The following is a 26275-nucleotide window of genomic DNA, read 5'->3' as shown; positions in this document are numbered from 1 at the left end:
TTCCGCGTTCGCGATAGGTCGTAGGGCGCATAACGCCTACGGCGTTATCCGCCAAATCGCGGACAGAGTCCGCTCCTACGCGGGCCGAGCCATGCCATTCCCCTGTAGGAGCGCGCCCTGCGCGCGAATCGCGGGCAGGGCCCGCTCCTACAGCTCCAGGAAGCACCGTCGCAGGAGCGGACTCCGTCCGCGATTGGATTCACCGGCCACGCCGGACGCCCCGGTAGCACGGCCAACGGCGGATAACCGCGAACGGTTATTCGCCCTACGGTCGGGCACTGTCGTAAGGACTCTGTCCGCGATTGGAGATGCCCCTACCGGATGTCCGGCCCGCCACCGGAGCCGCGCGTTTGGCGGGACAATCCACCGATGGCCCGTCCGGGCCACGAGCCACCCATCCCGACCGGCAGGGCTTCGCGGCACGGCATGTCGCGGTGCCGGCCCGCCGGCGCGAACGCCAGGAGGTCAACCCCATGAGCGCGATTCACATTCACCCCTCGCTGGACAACGGTATCCGCCCGGAACAGCCCGGTTTCGCCGGCGGCACCCTGCAATGCCTGTGCGCGACCGACAAGGTGGAAGTCGCGGTCGGCGCCCAGACGCTGCACAACCACGCCTGCGGCTGCACCAAGTGCTGGAAGCCCGCGGGGGCGACCTTCTCGGTGGTCGCGGTGGTGCCGCGGGACAAGGTCAGCGTGCGCGCCCACCCCGAGAAGCTGCACATCGTCGACGAGAGCGCCGTCATCCAGCGCCATGCCTGCCGCGAGTGCGGCGCGCACCTGTTCGGCCGCATAGAGAACCAGGGACATGCCTTCTACGGCCTGGACTTCGTACACACCGAGCTGTCCCCGCAGGAGGGCTGGTCGGCGCCGGGCTTCGCCGCGTTCGTCTCCTCGGTGATCGAGAGCGGCACCCCGCCGGCGCAGATGGAGGCGATCCGCCGGCGCCTGCGCGAACTGAACCTGGAACCCTATGACTGCCTGTCGCCGCCGCTGATGGACGCGCTGGCCACCCACGCCGCCAAGCAGAAGGGTACCTACCGCGAGGCTTGACGGCGGCGGGGCGGAGCCCACCCACCCGATCGAGGCTCTCGGATAGCGCGGGCCTCGTCAGGCATACTGCCGGGCAACAGAGCACCGAGTCCGTCCCCATGCCCCACAGCAAGCCCTCCGTTTGCGCCCCCGGCGCCAGCGGTTTCGTCGAAGTGCGCGGCGCGCGCGAGCACAACCTCAAGGACGTGGATGTCGCCATCCCGCGCGATGCGCTGGTGGTGTTCTCCGGCGTATCGGGTTCCGGCAAGTCCTCGCTGGCGTTCGGCACCCTCTATGCCGAGGCGCAGCGGCGCTACTTCGAGTCGGTGGCGCCCTATGCCCGGCGGCTGATCGACCAGGTGGGCGTGCCGGACGTCGACGCCATCGACGGCCTGCCGCCGGCGGTGGCGTTGCAGCAGCAGCGCGGCGCCAGCAACGCGCGCTCCTCGGTGGGCAGCGTGACCACCCTGTCCAGCCTGGTGCGGATGATGTACTCGCGCGCCGGCACCTACCCGGCGGGCCAGCCGCTGCTGTACGCCGAGGACTTCTCGCCGAACACGCCGCAGGGCGCCTGCCCGGCCTGCCATGGCCTGGGCCACGTGTACGAGGTGACCGAGGCGCTGATGGTGCCGGACCCGTCGCTGAGCATCCGCGACCGGGCCATCGCCGCCTGGCCGCCGGCCTGGCACGGGCAGAACCTGCGCGACATCCTGGTCACCCTGGGCTACGACGTCGACCGCCCCTGGCGCGACCTGCCGAAGAAGGACCGCGACTGGATCCTGTTCACCGAGGAAACGCCGACGGCGCCGGTGTACGCCGGCTTCACCCCCGCCGAGACCCGCGCGGCGCTCAAGCGCAAGCTGGAGCCCAGCTACATGGGTACCTTCACCGGTGCGCGGCGCTACGTGCTGCACACCTTCGCCAGCACCCAGAGCGCCCTGATGAGAAGGCGCGTATCGCGCTTCATGGAAGGCCGGCCGTGCCCGGCCTGCGGCGGCAAGCGGCTCAAGGCCGAGGCGCTGGCGGTGACCTTCGGCGGGGTGGACATAGGCGCGCTGGCGCAGATGCCGCTGGACCAGGTGGCGGCGCTGCTGGAGCCCATCGCCCGGGGCGACTTCCGCGCCCGGCCCGGCGGCGCGCTCTCGGAGGAGAAGCAGCTGGCGGCGCGGCGCCTGGCCGAGGGCGTGGTGGCGCGGCTGCGCACCCTGCAGCAGCTGGGCCTGGGCTACCTGAGCCTGGACCGCGCCACGCCGACGCTGTCCACCGGGGAACTGCAGCGCCTGCGCCTGGCCACGCAGCTGAGCTCCATGCTGTTCGGCGTGGTCTACGTGCTCGACGAGCCCTCGGCCGGGCTGCACCCCTCCGACAGCCAGGCCCTGTACGATGCCCTGGACAAGCTGCGCGACGCGGGCAACTCGGTGTTCGTGGTGGAGCACGACCTGGAGCTGATGCGCCGCGCGCAATGGCTGGTGGACGTCGGGCCCGACGCCGGGGAGCGTGGCGGCCGGGTGCTCTACAGCGGCGCGCCGGCCGGCCTGCGCGAGGTGGCGCAGTCGCACACCGCCCGCTACCTGTTCGACGAGCTGCCCGCGCCGCCCAGCCGCGGGCGCGAGGCCGCCGGCTGGCTGGAGCTGCGCGGCATCCACAGGCACAACCTGCGCGGGGTGGACGCGCGCATCCCGCTGGGCGTGCTCACCGCGGTCACCGGCATCTCCGGTTCGGGCAAGTCCAGCCTCATCGCCCAGGCGCTGCCCGAGCTGATGCTGGCGCACCTGGGGCACGAGCCCGAGGACGATGCCGCCCAGGGCGGCGACGAGGGCCCGGCGATCCTCGAAAGCACCGGCGGCCACCTGGCCGGCGATGTCGACGCCGTGCAGCGCGTGGTGCAGGTGGACCAGAAGCCCATCGGCCGCACGCCGCGCTCCAACCTGGCCACCTACACCGGCCTGTTCGACCACGTGCGCAAGCTGTTCGCCGCCACCCCCGACGCGCGCCGCCGCCGCTACGACGCCGGGCGCTTCTCGTTCAACGTGGCCAAGGGGCGCTGCGACACCTGCGAGGGCGAGGGCTTCGTCAGCGTGGAGCTGTTGTTCATGCCCAGCGTCTACGCGCCATGCCCCACCTGCCACGGCGCCCGCTACAACGAGGCCACGCTGCAGGTGCGCTGGAACGGGCGCAACATCGCCGAGGTGCTGCGCATGACGGTGGAGGAGGCCTGCGACTTCTTCGCCGCCGAGGAAGCGGTGGCGCGCCCGCTGCGCCTGCTGCGCGAGATCGGCCTGGGCTACCTGCGCCTGGGCCAGCCGGCCACCGAGCTGTCCGGCGGCGAGGCGCAGCGCATCAAGCTGGCCACCGAGCTGCAGCGCAGCCAGCGCGGCCGCACCCTGTACGTGCTGGACGAGCCCACCACCGGCCTGCACGTGGCGGATGCCGACCGCCTGATGGTGCAGTTGCAGCGGCTGGCCGACGCCGGCAACAGCGTGGTGATGATCGAGCACGACATGCGCGTGGTGGCCCAGGCCGACTGGGTGATGGACGTGGGCCCGGGCGCCGGCCAGGCCGGCGGCCGCCTGGTGGCCTGCGGCACCCCGCGGCAACTGGCGAAGGCGAAGGGCAGCCGGACCGCGCCCTACCTCGCCGCGGAACTGGCCCGCCACGCGCCGCGCCCGCGCCGCGGCAAGCGCTGAGGGCGGATGGCGACAGGCGCTCGTGCGAGCGCCCGGGGCCGGTCAGGCCCGTTTGGTAGACGGCAGCAGGATGGTCAGGCAGCCCAGCAGCGGCAGGTAGGAGCACAGCTTGTACACGTACTCGATGCCGTGGATGTCGGCCAGGTGGCCGAGCAGGGCGGCGCCGATGCCGCCGAAGCCGAACATCAGGCCGAAGAACACCCCGGCGATCATGCCGACGTTGCCGGGCACCAGTTCCTGGGCGAAGACCACGATGGCGGAGAACGCCGAGGCGAGGACGAAGCCGATGACCATGCTCAGCACGCCGGTCCAGAACAGGTCGACGTAGGGCAGGGCCAGGGTGAAGGGGGCCACGCCGAGGATGGAGAACCAGATCACCGCCTTGCGCCCGATCCTGTCGCCCACCGGGCCGCCGAAGAAGGTGCCGGCGGCCACGGCGCCGAGGAACAGGAACAGGTACAGCTGCGAGCTGGCCACCGAGAGGTGGAACTTCTCGATCAGGTAGAAGGTGAAGTAGCTGGTGAAGCTGGCCATGTAGAAGTACTTGGAGAACACCAGCAGCGCCAGCACCACCAGCGCGGCGTTCACCCGGCCCCTGGACAGGCCGTGGGTGGCCTTGCTGCCCTGCTTGAGCCTGAACAGGTTCAGGTGGTTGCGGTACCAGCGGCTGAGGCCGTAGAGCACGCCGATGGCGAAGACCGCGAACAGGCCGAACCAGGCCACGTTGCCCTGGCCGTAGGGCACGATGATGGCCGCGGCCAGCAGCGGGCCGAAGGCGCTGCCGGCGTTGCCGCCGACCTGGAAGCTGGATTGCGCCAGTCCATAGCGCCCGCCCGAGGCCAGGCGCGCGATGCGCGAGGTTTCCGGGTGGAAGGTCGAGGAGCCTATGCCCACCAGCGCCGAGGCCAGGAGGATCGCCGGGAAGCTGCCGACGAAGGCCAGCAGGAGGATGCCGACCAGGGTGCAGACGCTGCCCGCCGGCGCCAGCCAGGGCTTGGGATGGCGGTCGGTGTGGTAGCCCACCCAGGGCTGCAGCAGCGAGGCGGTCAGCTGGAAGGTCAGGGTGATCAGGCCGACCTGGGTGAAGCTCAGCCCGTAGTTGGCCTTGAGCACCGGGTAGATCGACGGCAGAACGGCCTGGATCAGGTCGTTGATCAGGTGGGCCAGGGCGCAGGCGCCGATCACGCGCATGACCAGGGGGCTTGCTTGGCTGGCGACGGAAGCGGCAGCCGTGGGGGCGGCGATAGTGGACATGGTACTCCGGGCAGCAAGGTGCGGCCGGCGCGCGGGCGCGGCCATCGTTATTGATTGGCGGGGTCCTATCCTAGGCAGTGCCGGGCCGCCCGTCTTGCGAGTTTCGGACGTCGGGTATCGAGAAACGGGCAATTCGCACCGGGAAGGCCCTGGGCGGGAGCGCTTGGCCGTGGCCAGGCCCCCGCACCGGGCATCGAGGCCCGCCTTGCGCGGGCCACAAGGCGAAACGGGACGCCAGGCGTCCCGTTCCATCATCGCCGGCCGCTCAGGCCAGGGCGGCGAGGTCGTTGCGCAGCTCGCGGGCCGCCGCCACCATGTTCACCAGCGCGGCCTCGGTCTCCGGCCAGGCGCGGGTCTTCAGGCCGCAGTCCGGGTTCACCCACAGGCGCTCGGCGGGGATGCGCTGGGCCGCCTTGCGCAGCAGCTTGACCATCTCTTCCCGGCTCGGCACCCGCGGCGAGTGGATGTCGTAGACGCCCGGGCCGATCTCGTTCGGGTAGTCGAACTTCTCGAAGGCCTCCAGCAGCTCCATGTCCGACCGCGAGGTCTCGATGGTGATGACGTCGGCGTCCATGGCGGCGATGGATTCGATCACGTCGTTGAACTCGCTGTAGCACATGTGGGTGTGGATCTGGGTTTCGTCGCGCACGCCCGAGGCGCACAGGCGGAAGGCCTCGGTGGCCCACTCCAGGTAGGGTGCCCAGGCGCTCCTGCGCAGCGGCAGGCCTTCGCGGAAGGCCGCCTCGTCGATCTGCACGATCCTGATGCCGGCCGCTTCCAGGTCGACCACTTCGTCGCGGATGGCCAGCGCCAGCTGGCGCGCCTGCACCTCGCGGGGCACGTCCTCGCGCGGGAAGGACCACATCAGCATGGTCACCGGGCCGGTCAGCATGCCTTTCATCACCTTGTCGGTCAGGCTCTGGGCGTAGGTGATCCACTCCACGGTCATGGCCTTCGGGCGGCTCAGGTCGCCATAGATCACCGCCGGTTTCACGCAGCGCGAACCGTAGCTCTGCACCCAGCCGAAGCGGGTGAAGGCGTAGCCGTCGAGCTGCTCGGCGAAGTACTCGACCATGTCGTTGCGCTCGGCCTCGCCGTGCACCAGCACGTCCAGGCCCAGGTTCTCCTGGATCTGCACGGCATGGCGGATCTCGCTGTGCATGGCCTCGGTGTACTCGGCCTGGCTCAGCTTGCCCTGCCTGAACGACTGGCGCGCCAGGCGGATGGCCGAGGTCTGCGGGAAGGAACCGATGGTGGTGGTGGGGAATGCCGGCAGGTCGAGGCCGGCGCGCTGCTTGGCGATGCGCTCGGCGAACGGGGAGTGGCGCTGGGCATCGCTCGGCTCGATGGCGGCCAGGCGGGCCTGCACGGCCGGCTTGTGGATGCGCGGCGAGGCGGCGCGGCTGGCCTGCACGGCGCGGCTTCGTTCCAGGGCGGCAACGACGTCGGTGGCCTGCGGCTCGGTGGCGGCGCGGGCCAGCACGGCCACTTCGGCGCACTTCTGCACGGCGAAGGCCAGCCAGCTCTTCAGCTCGGCGTCGAGCTGGTCTTCGCGTTCCAGGTCGACCGGGCTGTGCAGCAGCGAGCAGGACGGTGCGAGCCACAGGCGCTCGCCGAGGCGTTCCTGGGCGTGGCGCACGACGTCCAGGGCCTTCTCCAGGTCGCAGCGCCAGACGTTGCGGCCGTTGACCAGGCCCAGGGACACGACCTTGTAGGCCGGCAGGCGGTCGAGGATGCTCGGGTACTGTTCCGGGGCGCGCACCAGGTCGATGTGCAGGCCGTCCACCGGCAGGCCGGCGGCCAGGCCGAGGTTGTCTTCCAGGCCGCCGAAGTAGGTGGCGACCAGTTTCTTCAGCGGCTCGCTCTGCAGCAGGTTGTAGGCGCGCTCGAAGGCGTTCTTCCAGTCCTGCGGCAGGTCGAGCACCAGGATCGGCTCGTCGATCTGCACCCATTCCACGCCCTGGGCGGCCAGGCGGCGGAAGATCTGGCCGTAGAGCGGCAGCAGGCGCTCCAGCAGGTCGAGCTTGTCGAAAGCGGAGCCTTTGGCCTTGCCCAGCCAGAGGTAGGTCAGCGGGCCGATCAGCACGGGCTTCACATTGTGGCCCAGGGCCTTGGCCTCATCGACCTCTTCGAACAGCTGTTCCCAGCTCAGCTCGAACCGCTGGTCGGCAGTGAATTCGGGGACCAGGTAGTGGTAGTTGGTGTCGAACCACTTGGTCAGCTCTTGTGCGAGAAGGGGCTGGGCATGGGCACCGCCGCAGCAGCTGTCGCTGCTCTTCGTTCCAACGGCGCCACGGGCCATGCCGAAGAGCGTCTGCAGGGTCGGCTTGGCATCGCCATGGCCACGGAAGCGCTCGGGGATGACGCCGAAGGTCAGCGAGTGGGTCAGCACCTGGTCGTACCAGGCGAAGTCGCCCACCGGCAGCAGCTCGATGCCGGCGTCCTTCTGTACCTGCCAGTGGGCGGCGCGCAGCTGCTTGCCGACGGCACGCAGGCCGGCCTCGTCCAGTTCACCCTTCCAGAAGGCCTCCAGGGCTTTCTTCAGTTCGCGGTCCCGGCCGATGCGCGGGAAGCCGAGGTTGTGGGCCAATGCCATGGGTAAATCTCTCCATTGAAAAACCAGTGGAGGGATTTTCGGGATCGGCGATGCATGAGACAAACTCAATTTATTTACGATGAAATCAAGTTTTACTCATGATTGAACTTCGTCATCTACCTCGGCGCTCGGGCTTTCCCCCCGGATCGCGGATGAGTCCGCTCCTACAGTTTGGCCTCTTGCGCCGAGTCTCCCTGTAGGAGCGGGCCCTGCCCGCGATTCGCGCGCAGGGCGCGCTCCTACAGGGGAATGGCGTGGATGGGGATAGCCGTAGGAGCGGACTCCGTCCGCGATTTTCGGCAACCGGCGAACACCCTTGGCGAGCAGGAACCCGCTAGGCGTCCCGCAATTCGAATCGCGGGAACAGCGCTTCCAGCTCGCCCCACAATGCCGCTGCGCCCTGCGGGGCCGGCGTTGCAATGAGCTGCGGATCAAGCTGCCGTCCACTGCGGGCCAACTGCACCACGAAGCTTTCCACGCCCATCCCGCGCAGCCGCATGGCCAGGCGCCGGAGGCGCGCCAGGTCGAACAGTTGCCAATGCACCGTGGTCCGGCATTCGTGGTCCACGCCACTCTCCAGCAGCAGTTCCAGGCTGCGCCAGTTGGCGCGGCCGCTGCGGGGCACGCCGGTGATGGCGTCCATGTCCTCGGCCAGCGCCTTCACGTCGAACCCCACCCAGTCCGTGTGCGGCAGCGCCCGGGCGAAGGCGCGCGGCTGGATGCCGGCGCTGTGCAGGCCGACGTGAAAGCCCAGTTCGCGGACGGCGGCCATGGCCCCGGGCAGCGCGGCCTGCAGCGTCGCTTCGCCGCCGCTGAACACCGCGGCCTGCAGCAGGCCCTGGCGCCGGCGGAGGAAGGCGAGGATGTCTTCCCAGGGGAGCTGCGCCTCGCCGCGAGCCGGGATCAGCTGCGGGTTGTGGCAGTAGCGGCAGCGCCAGGCGCAGCCCTGGCAGAACAGCACGCAGGCCAGCAGGCCAGGGTAGTCGAGGGTGGTCAGGGGCACCAGGCCCCCGACCCTGAGCGTAGCGCTCATCGCGTCTCGCGGAAGTGGCGGCGCTCGCGGTGCTCGGACTGCTTGCCGGCGTTGAAGGCCGACACCGGGCGGTGGTAGCCCATCACGCGGGTCCAGACTTCGCAGCGCTGGCGCTGGCTTTCGGGCAGTTGGTTCGCTTTCATCGGTAGAGCTCCTTTCTTGCGGTTGGTGAAGCGGAGGGCCGCCGGCTCAGCCGCCGCAGCTGCCGCAGCAACTGGCGGCGCGTTGTTGCAGCAGGGCTTCGTCGCACCTGGGGCAGAACTCGTGTTCGCCGGCGAGGTAGCCGTGCACCGGGCAGATGGAGAAGGTCGGCGTGACGGTGAGGTAGGGCAGGCGGAAGCGCCCGAGGGCGCTGCGCACCAGGGTCTTGCAGGCCTCGGCGCTGGAGATGCGCTCGGCCATGTACAGGTGCAGCACGGTGCCGCCGGTGTACTTGCATTGCAGGGCGTCCTGCAGTTCCAGCGCCTCGAAGGGGTCGTCGGTGAGGCCCACCGGCAGCTGCGAGGAGTTGGTGTAGTAGGGCGCATCCGGCGTGCCGGCCTGGAGGATGTCCGGGTGGCGCTTGCGGTCCTCGCGGGCGAAGCGGTAGGTGGTGCCCTCGGCGGGCGTCGCCTCCAGGTTGTAGAGGTGGCCGCTGTCTTCCTGGAAGCCCACCAGCCGCGCCCGCACGTGGTCCAGCAACGCCAGCGCCATCTGCCGGCCGGCCTCGGTGTGCAGGCCCTCGCGGTCGTCGGTGAAGTTGCGCACCATCTCGTGCAGGCCGTTCACGCCGATGGTGGAGAAGTGGTTGCGCAGGGTGCCCAGGTAGCGCTTGGTGTAGGGGTAGAGGCCGGCGTCCATGTGCTGCTGGATGACCTTGCGCTTCACCTCCAGGCTGTCGAAGGCCAGGGCCAGCAGGTAGTCCAGCTGGCGGTAGAGCCCGGCGAGGTCGCCGCGGTGGCGATGGCCCAGGCGCGCGCAGTTGAGCGTCACCACGCCCAGCGAGCCAGTCTGTTCCGCCGAGCCGAACAGGCCGTTGCCGCGCTTGAGCAGCTCGCGCACGTCCAGCTGCAGGCGGCAGCACATGGAGCGCACCTGGTTGGGCTGCATGTCCGAGTTGAGGAAGTTCTGGAAGTACGGCAGGCCGTAGCGCGCGGTCATCTCGAACAGGCGCGTGGCGTTGTCGCTGTCCCAGGGGAAGTCGTGGGTGATGTTGTAGGTGGGGATGGGGAAGGTGAACACCCGGCCATGGGCGTCGCCGGCCTGCATCACCTCGATGTAGGCGCGGTTGATCAGGTCCATCTCCGCCTGCAGCTCGCCATAGGCGAAGGGCATTTCCTCGCCGCCGACGTAGGGGACCTGCTCGCGCAGGTCCTCCGGGCAGACCCAGTCGAAGGTCAGGTTGGTGAAGGGCGTCTGGGTGCCCCAGCGCGACGGCACGTTGAGGTTGTAGATGAACTCCTGGATGGCCTGGCGCACCGCGTCGTAGCCCAGCCGGTCCTTGCGCACGTAGGGGGCGAGGTAGGTGTCGAAGGAGCTGAACGCCTGGGCGCCAGCCCACTCGTTCTGCAGGGTGCCGAGGAAATTCACCATCTGCCCGAGGGCGCTGGACAGGTGCTTCGGCGGCCCGGCCTCGACCCGCCCCGGCACGCCGTTGAGGCCCTCGTTGAGCAGCGTGCGCAGCGACCAGCCGGCGCAGTAGCCGGCCAGCATGTCGAGGTCGTGGATGTGCAGGTCGGCTTCGCGGTGGGCGGCGGCGATGGCTTCGTCGTACACCTCGTCCAGCCAGTAGTTGGCGGTGACCTTGCCGGAGACGTTGAGGATCAGCCCGCCCAGGGAGTAGCCCTGGTTGGCGTTGGCGCGCACCCGCCAGTCTTCCCGCGAGAGGTATTCGTTCATCGAGGCGGCGACGTCCACCAGCGTCTTGCGCTCGCGGCGCAGGCGGCCGTGGCGTTCGCGGTAGACGATGTAGGCCCGCGCGGTGGGGTAGTGGCCGGCCTCCATCAGGCTGCGCTCGACCAGGTCCTGCACCTGCTCCACGTCCAGCTCGCCCTGCATCGGCAGGCGCGCCAGCACGCGGCGCGTCAGTTCCTGCGCATGGGGCGCGGCGAACTCGCCGCTGGCCTCGCCGGCGGCGGCGATGGCGCGTTCGATCTTGCTCGGGTCGAAGGGGACGGCGGCGCCGTTGCGCTTGCGCAGGCGGCCGGGAAACGGGGCATTCCGTGGCTGGGTCATTTGGCTGGATTCCACAACATGATGTGTTTTGAATTTTCAAGACAACAAGATGTTGTGGAATCTAACGGCGTCGGCCGAGGAAGGATTGACCTCGGTCAATGTTCGGTGCCAGGCGGTTCCGGCCATCGGAGGTATTGACCGACCGGGCCCTGCGCCCTACGTAGGGCGGCTTCGGCGGGGATATCCATCCGCCGTTTCCGGCGACGGAGTTCGCTCCTACGCCCGTGCTTCCTGGAACTGTAGGAGCGGACCTTGTCCGCGATAACCGGATGGCCCGGCGCGATTCGCGGATGAGATCCGCTCCTGCGCTGCCCCACCACACCGTGCCCATGTAGGAGCGCGCCCTGCGCGCGAATCGCGGGCAGGGCCCGCTCCTACAGGTTGCCGGTGGTCATGGCATATCCGTAGGGCTCCGTCCGCGATCGAACCCGCGGGCCAACCCACGCCCGGCGTGATCAACCCGCCGGCCGGCCCCGCGCCGCATTCGGCTTGCGGATCGCCAGGCGCCGCGGCTTGAGGCCGCTGCCGGGGCCGTTCGCGCCAGCATCCGCCACGGGCTGCAGCCTGGCCCGCGCCGCGTGAAGCTTCCGGTAGCTGTCGATCAGCCGCAGGTGCCTGTCGAGGCCCTCCAGCTTCATGCTGGTCGGCGTCAGGCCGTAAAAGCGCACGCTGCCGTCCACCGAACCCAGCGCCGCGTCCATCCGCTCGTCGCCGAACATGCGGCGGAAATTGGCCTCGTAGTCGGCGATTTCCAGTTCGTCGTCCAGCACCACCTCCAGCACCACGTTCAGGGCCTGGTAGAACAGGCCGCGCTCGACCGTGTTGTCGTTGTACTGGAGGAAGGCCTCCACCAGCTCCTTGGCGTCTTCGAAGCGCTGCAGGGCGAGGTGGATCAGCAGTTTCAGTTCGAGAATGGTCAACTGGCCCCAGACCGTGTTGTCGTCGAACTCGATGCCGATCAGGGTGGTGATGTCGGTGTAGTCGTCCACCTCGCAGTCTTCCAGGCGGTCGAGCAGCGCCTCGAGGCGGGCGTCGTCCAGGCGGTGCAGGTCGAGGATGTCCTCGCGGAACGCCAGCGCCTTGTTGGTGTTGTCCCAGACCAGGTCCTCCACCGGGTAGATTTCCGAGTAGCCCGGCACCAGGATGCGGCAGGCCGTCGCCCCCAGGTGCTCGTACACCGCCATGTACACTTCCTTGCCCAGGTCTTCGAGGATGCCGAACAGGGTGGCGGCTTCCTCGGCGTTGGACTCCTTGCCCTGGCCGGAGAAGTCCCATTCGACGAACGCGAAGTCGGCCCGGGCGCTGAAGAAGCGCCACGACACCACGCCGCTGGAGTCGATGAAGTGCTCGACGAAGTTGTTCGGCTCGGTCAGCGCCTGGCTTTCGAAGGTGGGCTGCGGCAGGTCGTTCAGGCCTTCGAAGCTGCGGCCCTGGAGCAGCTCGGTCAGGCTGCGCTCCAGCGCCACCTCCAGGCTGGGGTGGGCGCCGAACGAGGCGAACACGCCGCCGGTGCGCGGGTTCATCAAGGTCACGCACATCACCGGGAACCGGCCGCCCAGGGACGCATCCTTGACCAGCACCGGGAAGCCCTGTTCCTCCAGGCCTCGGATGCCGGCCAGGATGCCCGGGTACTTCGCCAGCACCTCCTGCGGCACGTCCGGCAGCGCCAGTTCGTTCTCGAGGATTTCGCGCTTCACCGCGCGCTCGAAGATTTCCGACAGGCACTGCACCTGCGCTTCGGCCAGGGTGTTGCCGGCGCTCATGCCGTTGCTGAGGTAGAGGTTCTCGATCAGGTTGGACGGGAAGTACACCACCTTGCCGTCGGACTGGCGCACGAACGGCAGCGAGCAGATGCCGCGCCGCACGTTGCCGGAGTTGGTGTCGTACAGGTGCGAGCCGCGCAGTTCGCCGTCGGGATCGTAGATGGCCAGGCAGTGCGCATCGAGGATTTCCGCCGGCAGCGCGTCCTTGTGGCCGGGCCTGAACCAGCGCTCGTCGGGGTAGTGCACGAAGGGCGCGTTGGCGATCTCCTCGCCCCAGAACTGGTCGTTGTAGAAGAAGTTGCAGTTCAGGCGCTCGATGAACTCGCCCAGGGCCGAGGCCAGCGCGCTTTCCTTGGTCGCGCCCTTGCCGTTGGTGAAGCACATCGGCGACTGCGCATCGCGGATGTGCAGCGACCAGACGTTGGGCACGATGTTGCGCCAGGAGGCGATCTCGATCTTCATGCCCAGGCCGGCGAGGATGCCTGACATGTTGGCGATGGTCTGCTCCAGCGGCAGGTCCTTGCCCGGGATGCAGGTGCGCGCGCCCGCGTCGGCACCGGGCATCAGCAGCGCCTGGGCATCGGCGTCGAGGTTCTCCACTTCCTCGATGACGAACTCGGGCCCGGTCTGCACCACCTTCTTCACCGTGCAGCGGTCGATGGAGCGCAGGATGCCCTGGCGGTCCTTTTCCGAGATGTCCGCCGGCAGCTCCACCTGGATCTTGAAGATCTGCTTGTAGCGGTTCTCCGGGTCGACGATGTTGTTCTGCGACAGGCGGATGTTGTCGGTGGGGATGTTGCGCGTCTGGCAGTAGAGTTTCACGAAGTAAGCCGCGCACAGCGCCGACGAAGCCAGGAAGTAGTCGAACGGACCCGGCGCGGAGCCGTCGCCCTTGTAGCGGATCGGCTGGTCGGCTATCACCGTGAAGTCGTCGAACCTGGCTTCGAGCCGAAGGTTATCGAGAAAATTGACCTTGATTTCCATGCGGGTTTACCACGGCAAAAAATAAAATGAATAACCCGCCATTATAAGCATTGCGCAAATCTATCCGCCCATTTAACCGCCCGGCGCGCCAGGGCCTCGGCCGGAACGCTAGTTCCCGCTCGCCGCCTGGTAGCGCCAGGCCGCCCGTTGCACCCAGCCCTCGTCGAGCATCTGCCGCAGGGCGCCTTCGATCAGCTGGCGCTCGGCCGTCAGCGGGCGCTGGTGGGAGAAGCCGAGATAGAGGTCGGTGCGGCTGTCCGGCTGGAAGCGGGTGCGCACGATCTGCCGGGCCAGCTGCGGGTCGCGCAGTTCGTAGTCCACCTGGCAGTCGGTGCCTATCACCAGTTGCAGGCGGCCGAGGGCGAGCATCTGCAGCAGCTGCGTCTCGTTGTTCACGCCGAACTTCTTCAGGCGCTTGTCGGAGTCGAAGGGTTCGAAGTAGGCGGACTCCAGCACGTAGCCGATGGTGGGGCCGAGCAGGTCGTCGTAGCGGGCGATGGCCGGCGCCACCTGCGGCGAGGCATACAGGCGCGGCGCGCAGGAGTAGTAGGGCAGGGGCAGGTAGTCGATGTAGTGCTCGCGCTCCGGGGTGCGCGCAAGGCCGGTCATCAGGTCCGCCGCGCCGCTCTGCAGGGCGGCCAGGCCGCGGGCCCAGGGCGCGCGGTGCACCTCGAAGCGCAGGCCGGTGCGCCTTTCCAGCTCGGCCAGCAGGTCCATGTCCAGGCCGCTGATGCGGCCGTCGGCGCCCTCGATGCGGAAGGGCGGCCAGTAGTCGGTCATCACCCGCAGCGGCGCGTGTTCGTCAGCACCGGCGGCGCCTGTCAGCGCGAGCAGGCCGATGCCCAGCCAGCGGCGAGCGGACGCGACGAACCTGGTGAAGGGCTGGCAAGGCATACCGGCTCCCGGTGATGAAAGGGGTGAGGTCGGCGGCTCCCTTGCCGAGGGGCGCTGCAGGCCCCGGAGCATTCGGTCGGCGGACGTTCCATGGGGTGGAGACGTCGCAGAATCCTTACGAATTATCTGAAGGATAGCTTTCTGCCGCCATCTTGCGGAATGCCGATGGAATAGGGCGAAAAGGCGTAGGCGTCCGGGCCGGTATGCAGTCCGAAGTACCTCGTGTGCAGTCGAAAGCACTCGCTTTGCGGCGAGTCATGATGACTCCTTTGTATTTCAAGCTATTGATAATAAAACGGTTAAGCCCTGGCATGGAAGTTGTTGACGGCTCCTGGCGCCGGTGTGTGGAACGCCACGCGCCAGGCGCATCCCACTGAAGACCATCAGGAGCATGTACATGCCAAGCAATGATTCCAGGTCCCCCCTGGCGGTGATCACCGGTGCCGGTTCGGGCATCGGTCTGGCCGTGGCCCGGCGGCTGTTGCGCGAAGGCACCAGGGTAGTGGCCATGGCCCGGCGCGAGGTGCCGCCGGCCGAACTCGACGAGGCCGGCGGCCATCTGTGCTGGCTGAGCGGCGACGTCACCCGCGCCGATGATCTCCAATGCCTGGCGGACCTGGCCCGGGAACTGGGGCCGGTGGACTACCTGCTGCCCAACGCCGGCATCGCGCAACTGGCCGACGGCCTGGACGAGGCGGCGTTCCAGCGGCAGTGGGCGGTGAACGGCGCCGGCGCGCTGAACACCCTGGCCGCCCTGCGCGGGCAGATGGCGCGGCCATCTTCGGTGGTGTTCATCGGCACCTTCCTGTCCCAGGTCACCTTCCCGGGGCTGGCGGCCTACATCGCCTCGAAGTCGGCGCTCAAGGCCCGGGCCCGCACCCTGGCGGTGGAGCTGGCGGCCGAGGGCATCCGTGTCAACATCGTGTCCCCCGGGCCCACGGCGACACCGATCTGGGGCACCCTGGGGCTGGACGACGAGGCCCTGGGCAAGGTCGCCGCCACCGTCAGCGTGCGCCTGCTGGATGGCCGTTTCCTGGAGGCGGAGGCGGTCGCCGATGCGGTCCTCTTCATGCTCTCGGAGCGGGCCCGCGGCATCCACGGCCAGGACCTGGTCGTCGACAACGGCTACACCCTGCGCTGAAGCCTGCCTGCGCCGCCTTCGCGGCGCAGGCCGCGGGCTTGTGCCGCGCCCGCCGCTCTGCTTGCATGTCCGCCCAGGGCTGCATGGCCCGGTCGACGTACACCCAGGAGCCCGCAATGGCGCAGAACATCTACGACAACCCCGATTTCTTCGCCGGCTACACCCGGCTGCCGCGCCAGGTGCATGGCCTGGACGGCGCGCCGGAGTGGCCGCAACTGCGCGCCATGCTGCCGGCGCTGGCCGGGGCGCGGGTGCTGGACCTGGGCTGCGGCTTCGGCTGGGCCGCGCGCTGGATGCGCGAGCAGGGCGCGGCCTCGGTGCTGGGCATCGACCTGTCGGAGAGGATGATCGAGCGCGCCCGCGCCGACACGCCGGACGCGGCCATCGAGTATCGCCGGGCCGACCTTGAGACCCTGGAGCTGCCGGCGGCCGCCTTCGAGCTGGCCTACAGCTCGCTGACCTTCCACTACCTGCGCGACTTCCCGCGCCTGGTGCGCATGCTCCAGCGGGCCCTGGTGCCGGGCGGCGAGCTGGTGTTCAGCATCGAGCACCCGATCTACATGGCCGCCGCGCACGCCGGCTGGCTGGCGGACCAGGGCGGCCGCAAGACCTGGCCGGTGAACCAGTACGCGCTGGAGGGCGAGCGCCGCACCGACTGGTTCGCCAAGGGCGTGCTGAAGTACCACCGCACCCTGGCCACCACCCTCAACACGCTGATCGGCAACGGCTTCGCCATTGGCGAGGTGCACGAGTTCGCGCCCAGCGCGGAGCAGCTGGCGGCGCAGCCCGCGCTGGCCGAGGAGCTGGAGCGGCCGATGCTGCTGCTGGTGGGCGCCCGGCGCCTGGGTGATTAACGCGTCGCTCAGGGCTCCTGCGGCCAGCGGTCGTCGATGTCGTACCAGGGCGCCTTGGAGGCGGTGTAGATGTGCTTCTGGCTGGACGGCCGGAAGTCGCTGTCCAGGGTGCCCAGGGCCACCGCGATCCAGTCCGGGTAGTCGCCCTGGCTGTCCGACCAGAACAGCGTGGCGCCGCACTGGCCGCAGAACTGGCGGCTGACCGTGGGCGTGGAGTGGAAGGTCTTCAGCTGCTCGGCGCCCTGCAGGCTCAGGGCGCTGCGCGGCACGCTGCCGTAGGTGGCGAAGGCGGCGCCATGGCCCTTGCGGCACTGGCTGCAGTGGCAGTGCGAGACCGCCTTGGGCGGCGTCGCCAGTTGGTAGCGGATGTGGCCGCAGAGGCAACTGCCGTGGAGAGGGTCGCTCATGTTCGCAAATCCCGGAGTCGGTGGGTGGCCTGGCGTTGGACCGCCGGCCGGCCCGGCATCATAGCCCGGCCGGCCCCGGCGTGCCCGCTAGGCGCTTTCCGCCGGTTCCTTCAGCGCTTCCTGCACCAGCGGGTGCAGGTCGGCCTCCGGGTGCTGCGCCAGCCAGGCCGCCAGTTCGCGGCGCATGGCCGGTGTCCAGAAGCTGCGCAGGTGCTGGCGCACGCCGCTCACGGCCAATTCGCGGTCCGGCTCGCTGGCGAAGTACTGGCCGATCTGGTTGGCCATCTTGACCAGGTTGTCGATGCTCATCGGCGCACCTCGGCTTTCTCGGCGTGGCGGCGTTCGCGCAGCAGGCGGCGTTGTTCGTCGCTGAAGGCCTGGTAGCGCTTCTGCCATTCGGAGGGCTGGTAGACGTGCACCACTTCCACCGCGGTGACCTTGTATTCCGGGCAGTTGGTGGCCCAGTCGGAGTTGTCGGTGGTGATCACGTTGGCGCCGGATTCCGGGAAGTGGAAGGTGGTGTACACCACCCCCGGGGCCACCCGCTCGCTGACCTTGGCGCGCAGCACCGTCTGCCCGGAGCGGCTGCCCACCCCGACCCAGTCGCCGTCGGCGATGCCGCGGGCCTCGGCGTCGCTGGGGTGGATCTCCAGGCGGTCCTCGGGGTGCCAGGCGACGTTGCCGGTGCGCCGCGTCTGGGCGCCGACGTTGTACTGGCTGAGGATGCGCCCAGTGGTCAGCAGCAGCGGATAGCGGCTGTTGACCTTCTCGTCGGTGGGCACGTAGCCGGTGAGCATGAAGCGCCCCTTGCCGCGCACGAACTGCTCGATGTGCATGGTCGGGGTGCCGTCGGGCGCGGCGTCGTTGCACGGCCACTGCAGGCTGCCGTGGCGATCCAGCTCGGCGTAGCTGACGCGGGCGAAGGTGGGCGTCAGGCGGGCGATCTCGTCCATGATCTCGGACGGGTGCCCGTAGTGCATCGGGTAGCCCAGGGCGTTGGACAGCGCCATGGTGGCTTCCCAGTCGGCCTTGCCGCCCAGCGGCTCCATCACCTTGCGCACCCGCGAGATGCGCCGCTCGGCGTTGGTGAAGGTGCCGTCCTTCTCGAGGAAGGAGCTGCCCGGCAGGAACACGTGGGCGAACTTGGCCGTCTCGTTGAGGAAGATGTCCTGCACCACCACGCATTCCATGGCCGACAGGGCGGCGGTGACGTGCTGGGTGTTGGGGTCGCTCTGGGCGATGTCCTCGCCCTGGCAGTACAGCGCCTTGAAGCTGCCGTCCAGGGCCGCCTCGAACATGTTGGGGATGCGCAGGCCCGGCTCGGGCTGCAGGGTCACGTTCCAGGCCTGCTCGAACTGGCTGCGCACCTGGGCGTTGGAGATGTGCCGGTAGCCGGGCAGCTCGTGGGGGAAGGAGCCCATGTCGCAGGAGCCCTGGACGTTGTTCTGGCCGCGCAGCGGGTTCACCCCCACGCCCTCGCGGCCGATGTTGCCGGTGGCCATGGCGAGGTTGGCGATGCCCATCACCGCGGTGCTGCCCTGGCTGTGCTCGGTGACGCCCAGACCGTAGTAGATGGCCGCGTTGCCGCCGGTGGCGTAGAGCCGCGCGGCGGCGCGGATCTGCCCGGCGGGCACGCCGCACACCGGGCCGAGCACCTCGGGGGCGTTCTGCGGCTGGCTGACGAAGTCGCGCCAGTGGGCGAAGTCCGCCGCCTCGCAGCGCGCCTCGACGAAGGCCTGGTCGACCAGGCCCTCGGTGACGATGACGTGGGCCAGGGCGTTGAGCATGGCCACGTTGGTGCCCGGGCGCAGCTGCAGGTGCAGCTCGGCGCGGGCGTGGGGCGAGTCCACCAGGTCGATGCGCCGCGGGTCGATGACGATCAGCCGCGCGCCCTGGCGCAGGCGGCGCTTGAGCTGGGAGCCGAACACCGGGTGGGCGTCGGTGGGGTTGGCGCCCATCACCAGGATGACGTCGGCCTGCATCACCGAGTCGAAGCTCTGGGTGCCGGCGGACTCGCCCAGGGTCTGCTTCAGGCCGTAGCCGGTGGGCGAGTGGCAGACGCGCGCGCAGGTGTCGACGTTGTTGTTGCCGAAGGCGGCGCGCACCAGCTTCTGCACCAGGTAGGTCTCTTCGTTGGTGCAGCGGCTGGAGGTGATGCCGCCGATGGAGTCGCGCCCGTACTTGAGCTGGATGCGGCGGAATTCGCCGGCGGCGTAGGCGAGCGCTTCTTCCCAGCTGACTTCCTGCCAGGGGTCGCTGATGCGCTGGCGGATCATCGGCTTGGTGATGCGCTCGGGGTGGGTGGCGTAGCCCCAGGCGAAGCGGCCCTTGACGCAGGCGTGGCCGTGGTTGGCCTGGCCGTTCCTGTCCGGGACCATGCGCACCAGTTGCTCGCCCTTGAGTTCGGCGCGGAAGGAGCAGCCCACGCCGCAGTAGGCGCAGGTGGTGATGACGCTGCGCTCCGGCTGGCCCAGCTGCACCACGCTCTTCTCCATCAGCGTGGCGGTGGGGCAGGCCTGCACGCAGGCGCCGCAGGACACGCACTCGGAGTCGAGGAAGTCGTCGCCGCCGGCCGCCGCCACCCGCGAGTCGAAGCCGCGGCCGGCGATGGTCAGGGCGAAGGTGCCCTGGATTTCCTCGCAGGCGCGCACGCAGCGGTTACAGACGATGCACTTGCTCGGGTCGTAGTCGAAGTAGGGGTTGGAGACGTCCTTGGCCTCGTCCAGGTGGTTGGCCCCGGCGTAGCCGTAGCGCACCTCGCGCAGGCCCACCTGGCCGGCCACCGTCTGCAGCTCGCAGTTGCCGTTGGCCGGGCAGGTCAGGCAGTCCAGCGGGTGGTCGGAGATGTACAGCTCCATGACGTTGCGCCGCAGCGTCGCCAGCTTCGGCGTCTGCGTGCGCACCACCATGCCCTCGGCCACCGGCGTGGTGCAGGAGGCGGGGTAGCCGCGCATGCCGTCGATTTCCACCAGGCACATGCGGCAGGAGCCGAAGGCTTCCAGGCTGTCGGTGGCGCAGAGCTTGGGAATGCTGGTGCCCAGCAGCGCCGCGGCGCGCATCACCGAGGTGCCGGCGGGCACGCTGATCTCGCGGCCGTCGATGCTCAGGCTGACCTGCGCCTCGCTGTCGCGGGGCGGGGTGCCGAGGTCGACGATGTCGCTGGAGGGGTCGAAGAGGTTGATCACTGGTCGGCCTCCGTGGTCGCCAGACCGAAGTCGGCGGGGAAGTGCTTGAGGGCGCTGGTCACCGGGTAGGAAGTCATTCCGCCCAGGGCGCAGAGCGAGCCGTATTGCATGGTGTCGCAGAGGTCGGTCAGCAGCCGCGCCTGTTCCTCGCGGGCGGTGACGTCGGTGGCGGCGATCAGCCGGTCCACCACCTCCACGCCGCGGGTGGAGCCGAGCCGGCAGGGCGTGCACTTGCCGCAGGATTCCTCGGCGCAGAACTGCAGGGCGAAGCGGGCCATGCGCGCCATGTCCAGGCTGTCGTCGGCCACCACCACGCCGCCGTGGCCGAGCATGGCGCCCATGGCGGCGAAGGCCTCGTAGTCCAGCGGCGTGTCGAACTGCGCCGGCGGCACCCAGGCGCCCAGCGGGCCGCCCACCTGCGCCGCCTTCAGCGGCCGGCCGCTGGCGGTGCCGCCGCCGTAGCCTTCCACCAGCTCGCGCAGGGTCAGGCCGAAGGCGCGTTCCACCAGGCCGCCGTGGCGCACGTTGCCGGCCAGCTGGAAGGGCATGGTGCCCAGCGAACGGCCCATGCCGAAGTCGCGGTAGAAGGTAGCGCCGCGGGCCAGGATCACCGGCACCGAGGCCAGGGTGAGCACGTTGTGCACCAGCGTCGGCTGGCCGAACAGGCCCTGCAGGGCCGGCAGCGGCGGCTTGGCGCGGACCACGCCGCGCTTGCCCTCCAGGGAGTCGAGCAGGGCGGTTTCCTCGCCGCAGATGTAGGCGCCGGCGCCCACCCGCACCTGCAGGTCGAAGGCGCGGCCGCTGCCGAGCACGTCGGCGCCCAGGTAGCCGGCCGCGCGGGCGATGGCCAGGGCCTGGTCGAGGGTGGCGATGGCGTCCGGGTATTCCGAGCGCACGTAGATGTAGCCCAGGCTGGCGCCCACGGCGAGGCCGGCGATGGCCATGCCCTCGACCAGCAGGAAGGGGTCGCCCTCCATCAGCATGCGGTCGGCGAAGGTGCCGGAGTCGCCCTCGTCGGCGTTGCACACCACGTATTTCTGCGTGGCCGGCGCCTCGCGCACGGTGCGCCACTTGATGCCGGCGGGGAAGGCCGCGCCGCCGCGGCCGCGCAGGCCGGAGTCGAGCACGGCGGCGACCACGTCCGCGGTGTCCATCGCCATGGCCCGTTCCAGGCCGGCGAAGCCGCCCTGGGCGCGGTAGTCCTCCAGGGACAGCGGCCGGGTGATGCCGGCGCGGGCGAACAGCAGGCGCTGCTGGCTCTTCAGGTAGGGGATGTCCTCCACCGGCCCCAGGGCCAGCGGGTGGCCGGCGGGGTCGGCGGCCAGGGCGTCGAGCAGGCCGGGCACGTCCTGCTCGGCGAGCGGGCCGAAGCCCAGGCGGCGGCCGTCGGCGTCTTCCAGCTCGACCAGCGGCTCCAGCCAGTACAGGCCGCGGGAGCTGGTGCGGCGCAGCTCCAGCGGCAGTTGCCGGCGTTCGGCCTCGCGGGCCAGCGCGGCGGCCACCTGTTCCGCGCCCACGGCGCGGGCCACGGAGTCGCGGGGGACGCAGAGCCTCAGCATGGGTCGTCCTCCACGCAGCCGCTCACCAGCTCGCGCAGGCGCTCGGCGGTGAGCCGGGCGTGCAGCCGGCCATCCAGCTCCAGGGCCGGCGAGCAGGCGCAGGCGCCCAGGCAGTACACCGGCCGCAGGCTGATGCGCCCGTCGGCGCTGGTGCCGTGGTCGTCCAGCGCCAGCTGTTCGCGCAACTGCGCGGCCAGGCGCTCGGCGCCCATGCTCTGGCAGGATTCGGCGCGGCACAGGCGCAGGGTATGGCGCGCCGGCGGCGTGGTGCGGAAGTCGTGGTAGAAGCTGATCACCCCGCGCACCTCGGCCTGGCTGAGGTTGAGGGCATGGGCGATTTCCGCGACGGCGAGGTCGGGAACGTACCCGCAGCCGTCCTGGATGGCGTGGAGGATCGGCAGCAGGGCGCCGGGGGCGTCCTTCTCGCGCGCCAGCACGTCGTGGATCAGCGGCAGGTGAAGCGTCTCATCAGGCATACAGCGTACCTCGGCATCGCGGACCGGCCTGCCTGGGCGGCAAGCCTCCGGTGTCTTCGGCTGCGGCGTACCGTCCACGTCACGGCTGCGTGGTCCATCCGGTCGCCATCCCTGCCGCCGGCCGGCGTCTTCACGCACCGGTCCGGGGGCATCGTGCAAGCTTGCCATTCTGCTCGCCCGGGGTTTGCACCCAAGCGACCCGGCGCATCCTGAAACCGACCTGCGCGCGTCGCCGCGGCTGCGTCGCGCGCCGTCCCTATAAGCGGGTGTAGCCGGTAGCGATGCGCTGCGCCAGGGGTTGCCGATCGGCGGAGGGGCCGGGGCAACAGTGAATCAACAGTTGTTGCTCAGATAACAACAAGCGGCCCGCGCCAGGCCGGGGAAACCGCCCGGCGGACGCTGGAATGGTTATTGCTCGGCTCCACTGTGCAGTTCAATTTCGCCGGTCGGGCCCATGGCGGCCGCGGCCGAAGGTTCATTGCCGGGGCGCTGACCGCGTGAGGGCCGCCCCGACCGACGAGGGATACCGTGTGAGCGTCAACCAGCCCAGCCGCATTCTCAATCCTCTGCAGATCGCCCGCCAGCTGGCCGCCGGCTTCGCCGAGAACGCCGCCGAACGCGACGAGCGCGGCGGCACGCCCAAGGCCGAGCGCGACGCCATCCGCCGCAGCGGCCTGCTGGCCCTGAGTATTCCCGGCACCTTCGGCGGCCATGGCGCGGACTGGTCGCTGACCCTCGAGGTGGTCCGCGAGTTCGCCCGGGCCGACAGTTCCGTGGCCCACGTGTTCGGCTTCCACCACCTGATGCTGGCCACCGTGCGCCTGTTCTCCCGCCCCGAGCAGTGGCAGCCGTGGTTCGAGTTGACCGCACGCAAGAACTGGTTCTGGGGCAATGCCCTGAACCCGCTGGACACCCGTACCCAGGTGAAGTGGTTCGACGGCTGGTGCGAGTTCTCCGGCAAGAAGAGCTTCTGTTCCGGCGCCAGCGACTCGGAGATGCTGATCGCCTCGGCGGTGGACGAGGGCGCCGGCGGCAAGCTGCTGATCGCCGCGCTGCCCAGCGGACGCAGCGGCATCGGCGTGCACGACGACTGGGACAACATGGGCCAGCGCCAGACCGACAGCGGCAGCGTGACCTTCGAACGGGTGCGGGTGGAGCAGTCCGAGCTGCTGCTGGACCCGGGCCCGCTGAGCACGCCCTTCGCCTGCCTGCGCCCGCTGCTGGCGCAGCTGATCTTCGCCCACGTGTTCCTCGGCATCGCCGAGGGCGCCTTCGAGGAGTTTCGCGGCTACACCCTCAAGGAAGCGCGGCCCTGGTTCCGTTCCAGCGCCGAAAGCATCACCGGGGACCCGTACGTGCTGCGCCACTACGGCGACTTCTGGGTCGGCCTGGAAGGTGTGCGCCTGCTGGTGGAGCGCGCCGCCGCGCAGTTCGACGCGGCCTGGCGCAAGGAGCAGCGCCTGGGCGCCGAGGAGCGCGCCGAGCTGGCCATCGCCATCGGCACCGCCAAGGTGGCTGCCACCCGCGTCGGCCTGGAGCTCTGTAGCCGCCTCTTCGAAGTCACCGGCGCCCGCGCCACCCACGCCGCGCTGCGGCTCGACCGGCACTGGCGCAACCTGCGCACCCAGAGCCTGCACGACCCCCTCGACTACCGTGTCCAGGAGCTCGGCGCCTGGGCGCTCAACCGGCAGCGACCTTCGCCCACGTTCTACTCGTAAGGAAGCCCATGCAACTGCTGACCCTCCCACCCAACCCGACACTGGCCACCTCGATCCGGGCAACCGCACAGGTCTTCGAAGACCCGAAATCGCGGGCGCTTCTCACCCATCTGCAACAGGTCGCCCCCAGCGAGGCCAGCGTCCTGATCATCGGTGAGACCGGCACGGGTAAGGAGCTGGTCGCGCGCCACATCCACAACCTCAGCGGCCGGCGCGACCGGCCCTTCGTCGCGGTGAACTGCGGCGCCTTCTCCGAATCCCTGGTGGAGGCCGAGCTGTTCGGCCATGAAAAGGGCGCCTTCACCGGCGCCCTGGGCGCCAAGGCCGGCTGGTTCGAGGCGGCCGACGGCGGCACCCTGTTCCTCGACGAGATCGGCGACCTGCCCATGGCCATCCAGGTCAAGCTGCTGCGCGTGCTGCAGGAGCGCGAAGTAGTGCGCCTGGGCTCGCGCAAGGGCATCCCCATCGACGTGCGGGTGCTGGCGGCCACCAACGTGCAGCTGGAGAAGGCGATCAACGCCGGGCACTTCCGCGAGGACCTGTACTACCGCCTGAACGTCGTCACCCTGCAGCTGCCCGCGCTGCGCGAACGGCGCGGCGACATCCTGCCGCTGGTGCGGCACTTCATCGGCACCTACGGCCGCAGGCTCGGCTTCGAGACGGTGGGCCTCTCCGACGCGGCGGCGCGAAAGCTGGCGGAATACGACTGGCCGGGCAACATCCGCGAGCTGGAGAACGTCATCCACCACACCCTGCTGGTGTGCCAGGACGAACGCATCGAGGCCGCCGACCTGCGCCTGCCGGGGCTGCGCCCGGAGCGCCTGGACGGCGGGGCCGCCGCCGACGAGCCGCTGGAGGCGCAACTGGAGCGCGCCTTCCTGCGCCTGTTCAGCGAACGTCGCAGTCACGTCCACGAGCAGGTGGAAAGCCTGCTGGTGCGCGAGGCCTACCAGTTCTGCCATGCCAACCAGGTGCACACCTCCGACCTGCTGGGGCTCAGCCGCAACATCGTCAGGGCACGGCTGATCGCCGCCGGCGAACTGGTGGTGAACAAGCGCCGCACGCCAGCGCCGTTGGCCAGCCGGATCGTGCGGCTATCGATCTGAGCCGGGCGGCGGCGGACGGGCGAGCACGGCTTTTCGTAGGAGCGAGCTTGCTCGCGAATGGGGCTTCCCGGTTGTGCCGGTGCATCGGGCTGACTCCGCCCCTCTCCCTAACCCTCTCCCTGAAGGGAGAGGGGACCGTTCGGAGTACGCTGATATTTCAGCGTTAGCCGGCTTGCACCGAGTAGCCGGCTGACACCAAATCCTTTCTCGGCACGGACTGGCCCCCTCTCCCTTCAGGGAGAGGGCTGGGGAGAGGGTGCTCTTGGTCTTGGCACCGAAGTCCCTGGGAGCCTCGTTCGCGAGCAAGCTCGCTCCTACGAAGAGCATTTCGGCGCGGCTGGCGGGACAGTCGCTCCCGTCACGCACCGCGCGGGCGGCGCCCGGGGACGAAGTGCGTCGGGTCGTTGTAGCCCGGCGTGGAGGCGTGGCCGGGGGTGACCAGGGCGTCGACGAAGGCCTCGTCCTCGGCGTCCAGGCGCACGTCCAGCGCCTTCAGGTAGTCCTGCCACTGCTCCTCGGTGCGCGGGCCGACGATGGCCGCGCTGACCAGGGCGTTGTTCAGCACCCAGGCGATGGCGAACTGCACCACGCCGACGCCGCGCGCCTGGGCGTGGGCCTTCACCTTCTGCGCGATCTCCAGGGATTCGGCGCGCCATTCGGTCTCCAGGATGCGCTTGTCCTGGCGCCCGGCGCGGCTGTCGGCGGCCGGTTCCATCCCCGGCAGGTACTTGCCGCTGAGCACGCCGCGGGCCAGCGGGCTGTAGGGCACCATGCCCAGGCCGTGGTACGCGGCAGCGGTGAACTGCTCGGTCTCGGCCTGGCGGTTGACCAGGTTGTACAGCGGCTGGCTGGCGATGGGCCGGGGCACGCCCAGGCGCTCGGCCAGGTGGACCACCTCGGCGATGCGCCAGCCGCGGTAGTTGGACAGCCCCCAGTGGCGCACCTTGCCCTGGCCGATGGCGTCGCCGATGGCCGAGATGCTTTCCTCCAGGGGCGTCTGCTGGTCCTCGCGGTGCAGGTAGTACAGGTCCAGGTAGTCGGTGCCCAGGCGTTTCAGGCTGGCGTCCAGGGCCGCGGCGATGTGCTTGCGGCCCAGGCCGCGGCGGTTCGGCCAGGCGTCCGCCGGGCCCATGCCGACCTTGGAGGCCAGCACCCAGTCGTCGCGGCGCGCGGCGATGGCCTGGCCGACGATCTGTTCCGAGCGCCCGTCGTTGTATACGTCAGCGGTGTCGATGAAGTTGATCCCGCGCTCCAGCGCCTGGTCGACGATGCGCCGCGAGGTGGCGGCGTCGGTCTGGCCGCCGAACATCATGCTGCCCAGCGCCAGGGGGGATACCTGCAGGCCGGAGCGGCCCAGGGTTCGGTAGTTCATG

19 protein-coding genes are annotated in these 26275 nt (G+C 69.7%); 6 read left to right on the top strand and 13 right to left on the bottom strand.

What is annotated here, in order from left to right; all coding sequences use genetic code 11:
* Window positions 1-473: 473 nt before the first annotated feature.
* Both gfa and CHC02_RS15935 read left to right on the top strand, forming a co-directional pair.
* Window positions 474-1052 (top strand): S-(hydroxymethyl)glutathione synthase, encoded by a 579-nt coding sequence (gfa, locus tag CHC02_RS15940; RefSeq protein ID WP_089392435.1) that lies wholly within the window; start codon window positions 474-476, stop codon window positions 1050-1052.
* 98 nt (window positions 1053-1150) lie between these two features.
* A complete protein-coding gene (locus CHC02_RS15935) occupies window positions 1151-3718 on the top strand; it encodes an excinuclease ABC subunit UvrA (protein WP_089392434.1) in 2568 nt (855 codons plus the stop codon).
* Between the two features lie 42 nt (window positions 3719-3760).
* Here CHC02_RS15935 and CHC02_RS15930 read toward each other — a convergent pair whose 3' ends face one another.
* The 7 genes from CHC02_RS15930 to CHC02_RS15900 form a co-directional block, all read right to left on the bottom strand.
* Window positions 3761-4972 carry an MFS transporter gene (locus tag CHC02_RS15930; protein ID WP_089392433.1) on the bottom strand — a complete coding sequence of 404 codons (1212 nt, stop codon included), beginning with the start codon at window positions 4970-4972 and terminating at the stop codon, window positions 3761-3763.
* A 265-nt stretch (window positions 4973-5237) separates the two neighbouring features.
* Entirely contained in the window at window positions 5238-7568 is a 2331-nt protein-coding gene (metE, locus tag CHC02_RS15925) for a 5-methyltetrahydropteroyltriglutamate--homocysteine S-methyltransferase (RefSeq protein ID WP_089392432.1), read from the bottom strand.
* A gap of 334 nt (window positions 7569-7902) precedes the next feature.
* Complete coding sequence (locus CHC02_RS15920) at window positions 7903-8601, bottom strand: anaerobic ribonucleoside-triphosphate reductase activating protein (RefSeq protein WP_089392431.1); 699 nt, start codon at window positions 8599-8601, stop codon at window positions 7903-7905.
* Window positions 8598-8744 (bottom strand): anaerobic ribonucleoside-triphosphate reductase, encoded by a 147-nt coding sequence (nrdD, locus tag CHC02_RS30750; RefSeq protein ID WP_089392430.1) that lies wholly within the window; start codon window positions 8742-8744, stop codon window positions 8598-8600. Before nrdD ends, CHC02_RS15920 begins: the two co-directional genes overlap by 4 nt.
* Before the next feature lie 46 nt (window positions 8745-8790).
* Entirely contained in the window at window positions 8791-10815 is a 2025-nt protein-coding gene (locus CHC02_RS15910; RefSeq protein WP_089392429.1) for a ribonucleoside triphosphate reductase, read from the bottom strand.
* A 455-nt stretch (window positions 10816-11270) separates the two neighbouring features.
* On the bottom strand, window positions 11271-13562 hold the full coding sequence (locus CHC02_RS15905) for an OsmC domain/YcaO domain-containing protein (protein WP_089392428.1): 2292 nt from the start codon (window positions 13560-13562) through the stop codon (window positions 11271-11273).
* Between the two features lie 108 nt (window positions 13563-13670).
* Entirely contained in the window at window positions 13671-14456 is a 786-nt protein-coding gene (locus CHC02_RS15900) for a substrate-binding periplasmic protein (protein ID WP_089392427.1), read from the bottom strand.
* 397 nt (window positions 14457-14853) lie between these two features.
* Between CHC02_RS15900 and CHC02_RS15895 the strand changes: the two genes are divergently transcribed.
* Both CHC02_RS15895 and CHC02_RS15890 read left to right on the top strand, forming a co-directional pair.
* Window positions 14854-15597, top strand: coding sequence for an SDR family NAD(P)-dependent oxidoreductase (locus CHC02_RS15895; RefSeq protein WP_089392426.1), 744 nt, complete (start codon window positions 14854-14856; stop codon window positions 15595-15597).
* 116 nt (window positions 15598-15713) lie between these two features.
* The gene (locus CHC02_RS15890; RefSeq protein ID WP_089392425.1) at window positions 15714-16451 is read left to right on the top strand and encodes a class I SAM-dependent methyltransferase; all 738 of its coding nucleotides are present in this window, start codon (window positions 15714-15716) and stop codon (window positions 16449-16451) included.
* 8 nt (window positions 16452-16459) lie between these two features.
* On the opposite strand, the gene CHC02_RS15885 is transcribed toward CHC02_RS15890, so the two are convergent.
* The 5 genes from CHC02_RS15885 to CHC02_RS15865 all read right to left on the bottom strand — a co-directional run bounded on the left by CHC02_RS15885 (window position 16460) and on the right by CHC02_RS15865 (window position 22078).
* Window positions 16460-16858, bottom strand: a complete 399-nt coding sequence (locus CHC02_RS15885; RefSeq protein ID WP_089392424.1) for a GFA family protein — start codon at window positions 16856-16858, stop codon at window positions 16460-16462.
* 87 nt (window positions 16859-16945) lie between these two features.
* Window positions 16946-17167 carry a formate dehydrogenase subunit delta gene (locus tag CHC02_RS15880; protein ID WP_089392423.1) on the bottom strand — a complete coding sequence of 74 codons (222 nt, stop codon included), beginning with the start codon at window positions 17165-17167 and terminating at the stop codon, window positions 16946-16948.
* Window positions 17164-20043 carry a formate dehydrogenase subunit alpha gene (gene fdhF, locus CHC02_RS15875; protein WP_089392422.1) on the bottom strand — a complete coding sequence of 960 codons (2880 nt, stop codon included), beginning with the start codon at window positions 20041-20043 and terminating at the stop codon, window positions 17164-17166. The genes CHC02_RS15880 and fdhF overlap by 4 nt, the downstream gene beginning before the upstream one ends.
* Complete coding sequence (locus tag CHC02_RS15870) at window positions 20040-21602, bottom strand: formate dehydrogenase beta subunit (RefSeq protein WP_089392421.1); 1563 nt, start codon at window positions 21600-21602, stop codon at window positions 20040-20042. The genes fdhF and CHC02_RS15870 overlap by 4 nt, the downstream gene beginning before the upstream one ends.
* Window positions 21596-22078 carry a formate dehydrogenase subunit gamma gene (locus CHC02_RS15865; protein WP_089392420.1) on the bottom strand — a complete coding sequence of 161 codons (483 nt, stop codon included), beginning with the start codon at window positions 22076-22078 and terminating at the stop codon, window positions 21596-21598. Before CHC02_RS15865 ends, CHC02_RS15870 begins: the two co-directional genes overlap by 7 nt.
* A gap of 530 nt (window positions 22079-22608) precedes the next feature.
* Between CHC02_RS15865 and CHC02_RS15860 the strand changes: the two genes are divergently transcribed.
* Window positions 22609-23796: an acyl-CoA dehydrogenase family protein gene (locus CHC02_RS15860; protein WP_167364792.1), complete on the top strand. Its 1188-nt coding sequence runs from the start codon at window positions 22609-22611 to the stop codon at window positions 23794-23796.
* A gap of 8 nt (window positions 23797-23804) precedes the next feature.
* Window positions 23805-24902: a sigma-54 interaction domain-containing protein gene (locus CHC02_RS15855; protein ID WP_089392419.1), complete on the top strand. Its 1098-nt coding sequence runs from the start codon at window positions 23805-23807 to the stop codon at window positions 24900-24902.
* A 358-nt stretch (window positions 24903-25260) separates the two neighbouring features.
* On the opposite strand, the gene CHC02_RS15850 is transcribed toward CHC02_RS15855, so the two are convergent.
* Complete coding sequence (locus CHC02_RS15850) at window positions 25261-26274, bottom strand: aldo/keto reductase (RefSeq protein ID WP_089392418.1); 1014 nt, start codon at window positions 26272-26274, stop codon at window positions 25261-25263.
* Window position 26275 lies beyond the last annotated feature (1 nt).

Source organism: Pseudomonas delhiensis (assembly GCF_900187975.1).
GTDB lineage: Bacteria > Pseudomonadota > Gammaproteobacteria > Pseudomonadales > Pseudomonadaceae > Pseudomonas > Pseudomonas delhiensis.
Note: the sequence above shows the minus strand (reverse complement) of the source record. Positions and strands in the feature narration are given on the sequence as shown.

Coding starts and splice junctions, on each gene's coding strand:
- gfa (WP_089392435.1), top strand. CDS start 474: ATGAGCGCGATTCACATTCACCCCTCGCTGGACAACGGTATCCGCCCG.
- CHC02_RS15935 (WP_089392434.1), top strand. CDS start 1,151: ATGCCCCACAGCAAGCCCTCCGTTTGCGCCCCCGGCGCCAGCGGTTTC.
- CHC02_RS15930 (WP_089392433.1), bottom strand. CDS start 4,972: ATGTCCACTATCGCCGCCCCCACGGCTGCCGCTTCCGTCGCCAGCCAA.
- metE (WP_089392432.1), bottom strand. CDS start 7,568: ATGGCATTGGCCCACAACCTCGGCTTCCCGCGCATCGGCCGGGACCGC.
- CHC02_RS15920 (WP_089392431.1), bottom strand. CDS start 8,601: ATGAGCGCTACGCTCAGGGTCGGGGGCCTGGTGCCCCTGACCACCCTC.
- nrdD (WP_089392430.1), bottom strand. CDS start 8,744: ATGAAAGCGAACCAACTGCCCGAAAGCCAGCGCCAGCGCTGCGAAGTC.
- CHC02_RS15910 (WP_089392429.1), bottom strand. CDS start 10,815: ATGACCCAGCCACGGAATGCCCCGTTTCCCGGCCGCCTGCGCAAGCGC.
- CHC02_RS15905 (WP_089392428.1), bottom strand. CDS start 13,562: ATGGAAATCAAGGTCAATTTTCTCGATAACCTTCGGCTCGAAGCCAGG.
- CHC02_RS15900 (WP_089392427.1), bottom strand. CDS start 14,456: ATGCCTTGCCAGCCCTTCACCAGGTTCGTCGCGTCCGCTCGCCGCTGG.
- CHC02_RS15895 (WP_089392426.1), top strand. CDS start 14,854: ATGCCAAGCAATGATTCCAGGTCCCCCCTGGCGGTGATCACCGGTGCC.
- CHC02_RS15890 (WP_089392425.1), top strand. CDS start 15,714: ATGGCGCAGAACATCTACGACAACCCCGATTTCTTCGCCGGCTACACC.
- CHC02_RS15885 (WP_089392424.1), bottom strand. CDS start 16,858: ATGAGCGACCCTCTCCACGGCAGTTGCCTCTGCGGCCACATCCGCTAC.
- CHC02_RS15880 (WP_089392423.1), bottom strand. CDS start 17,167: ATGAGCATCGACAACCTGGTCAAGATGGCCAACCAGATCGGCCAGTAC.
- CHC02_RS15870 (WP_089392421.1), bottom strand. CDS start 21,602: ATGCTGAGGCTCTGCGTCCCCCGCGACTCCGTGGCCCGCGCCGTGGGC.
- CHC02_RS15865 (WP_089392420.1), bottom strand. CDS start 22,078: ATGCCTGATGAGACGCTTCACCTGCCGCTGATCCACGACGTGCTGGCG.
- CHC02_RS15855 (WP_089392419.1), top strand. CDS start 23,805: ATGCAACTGCTGACCCTCCCACCCAACCCGACACTGGCCACCTCGATC.
- CHC02_RS15850 (WP_089392418.1), bottom strand. CDS start 26,274: ATGAACTACCGAACCCTGGGCCGCTCCGGCCTGCAGGTATCCCCCCTG.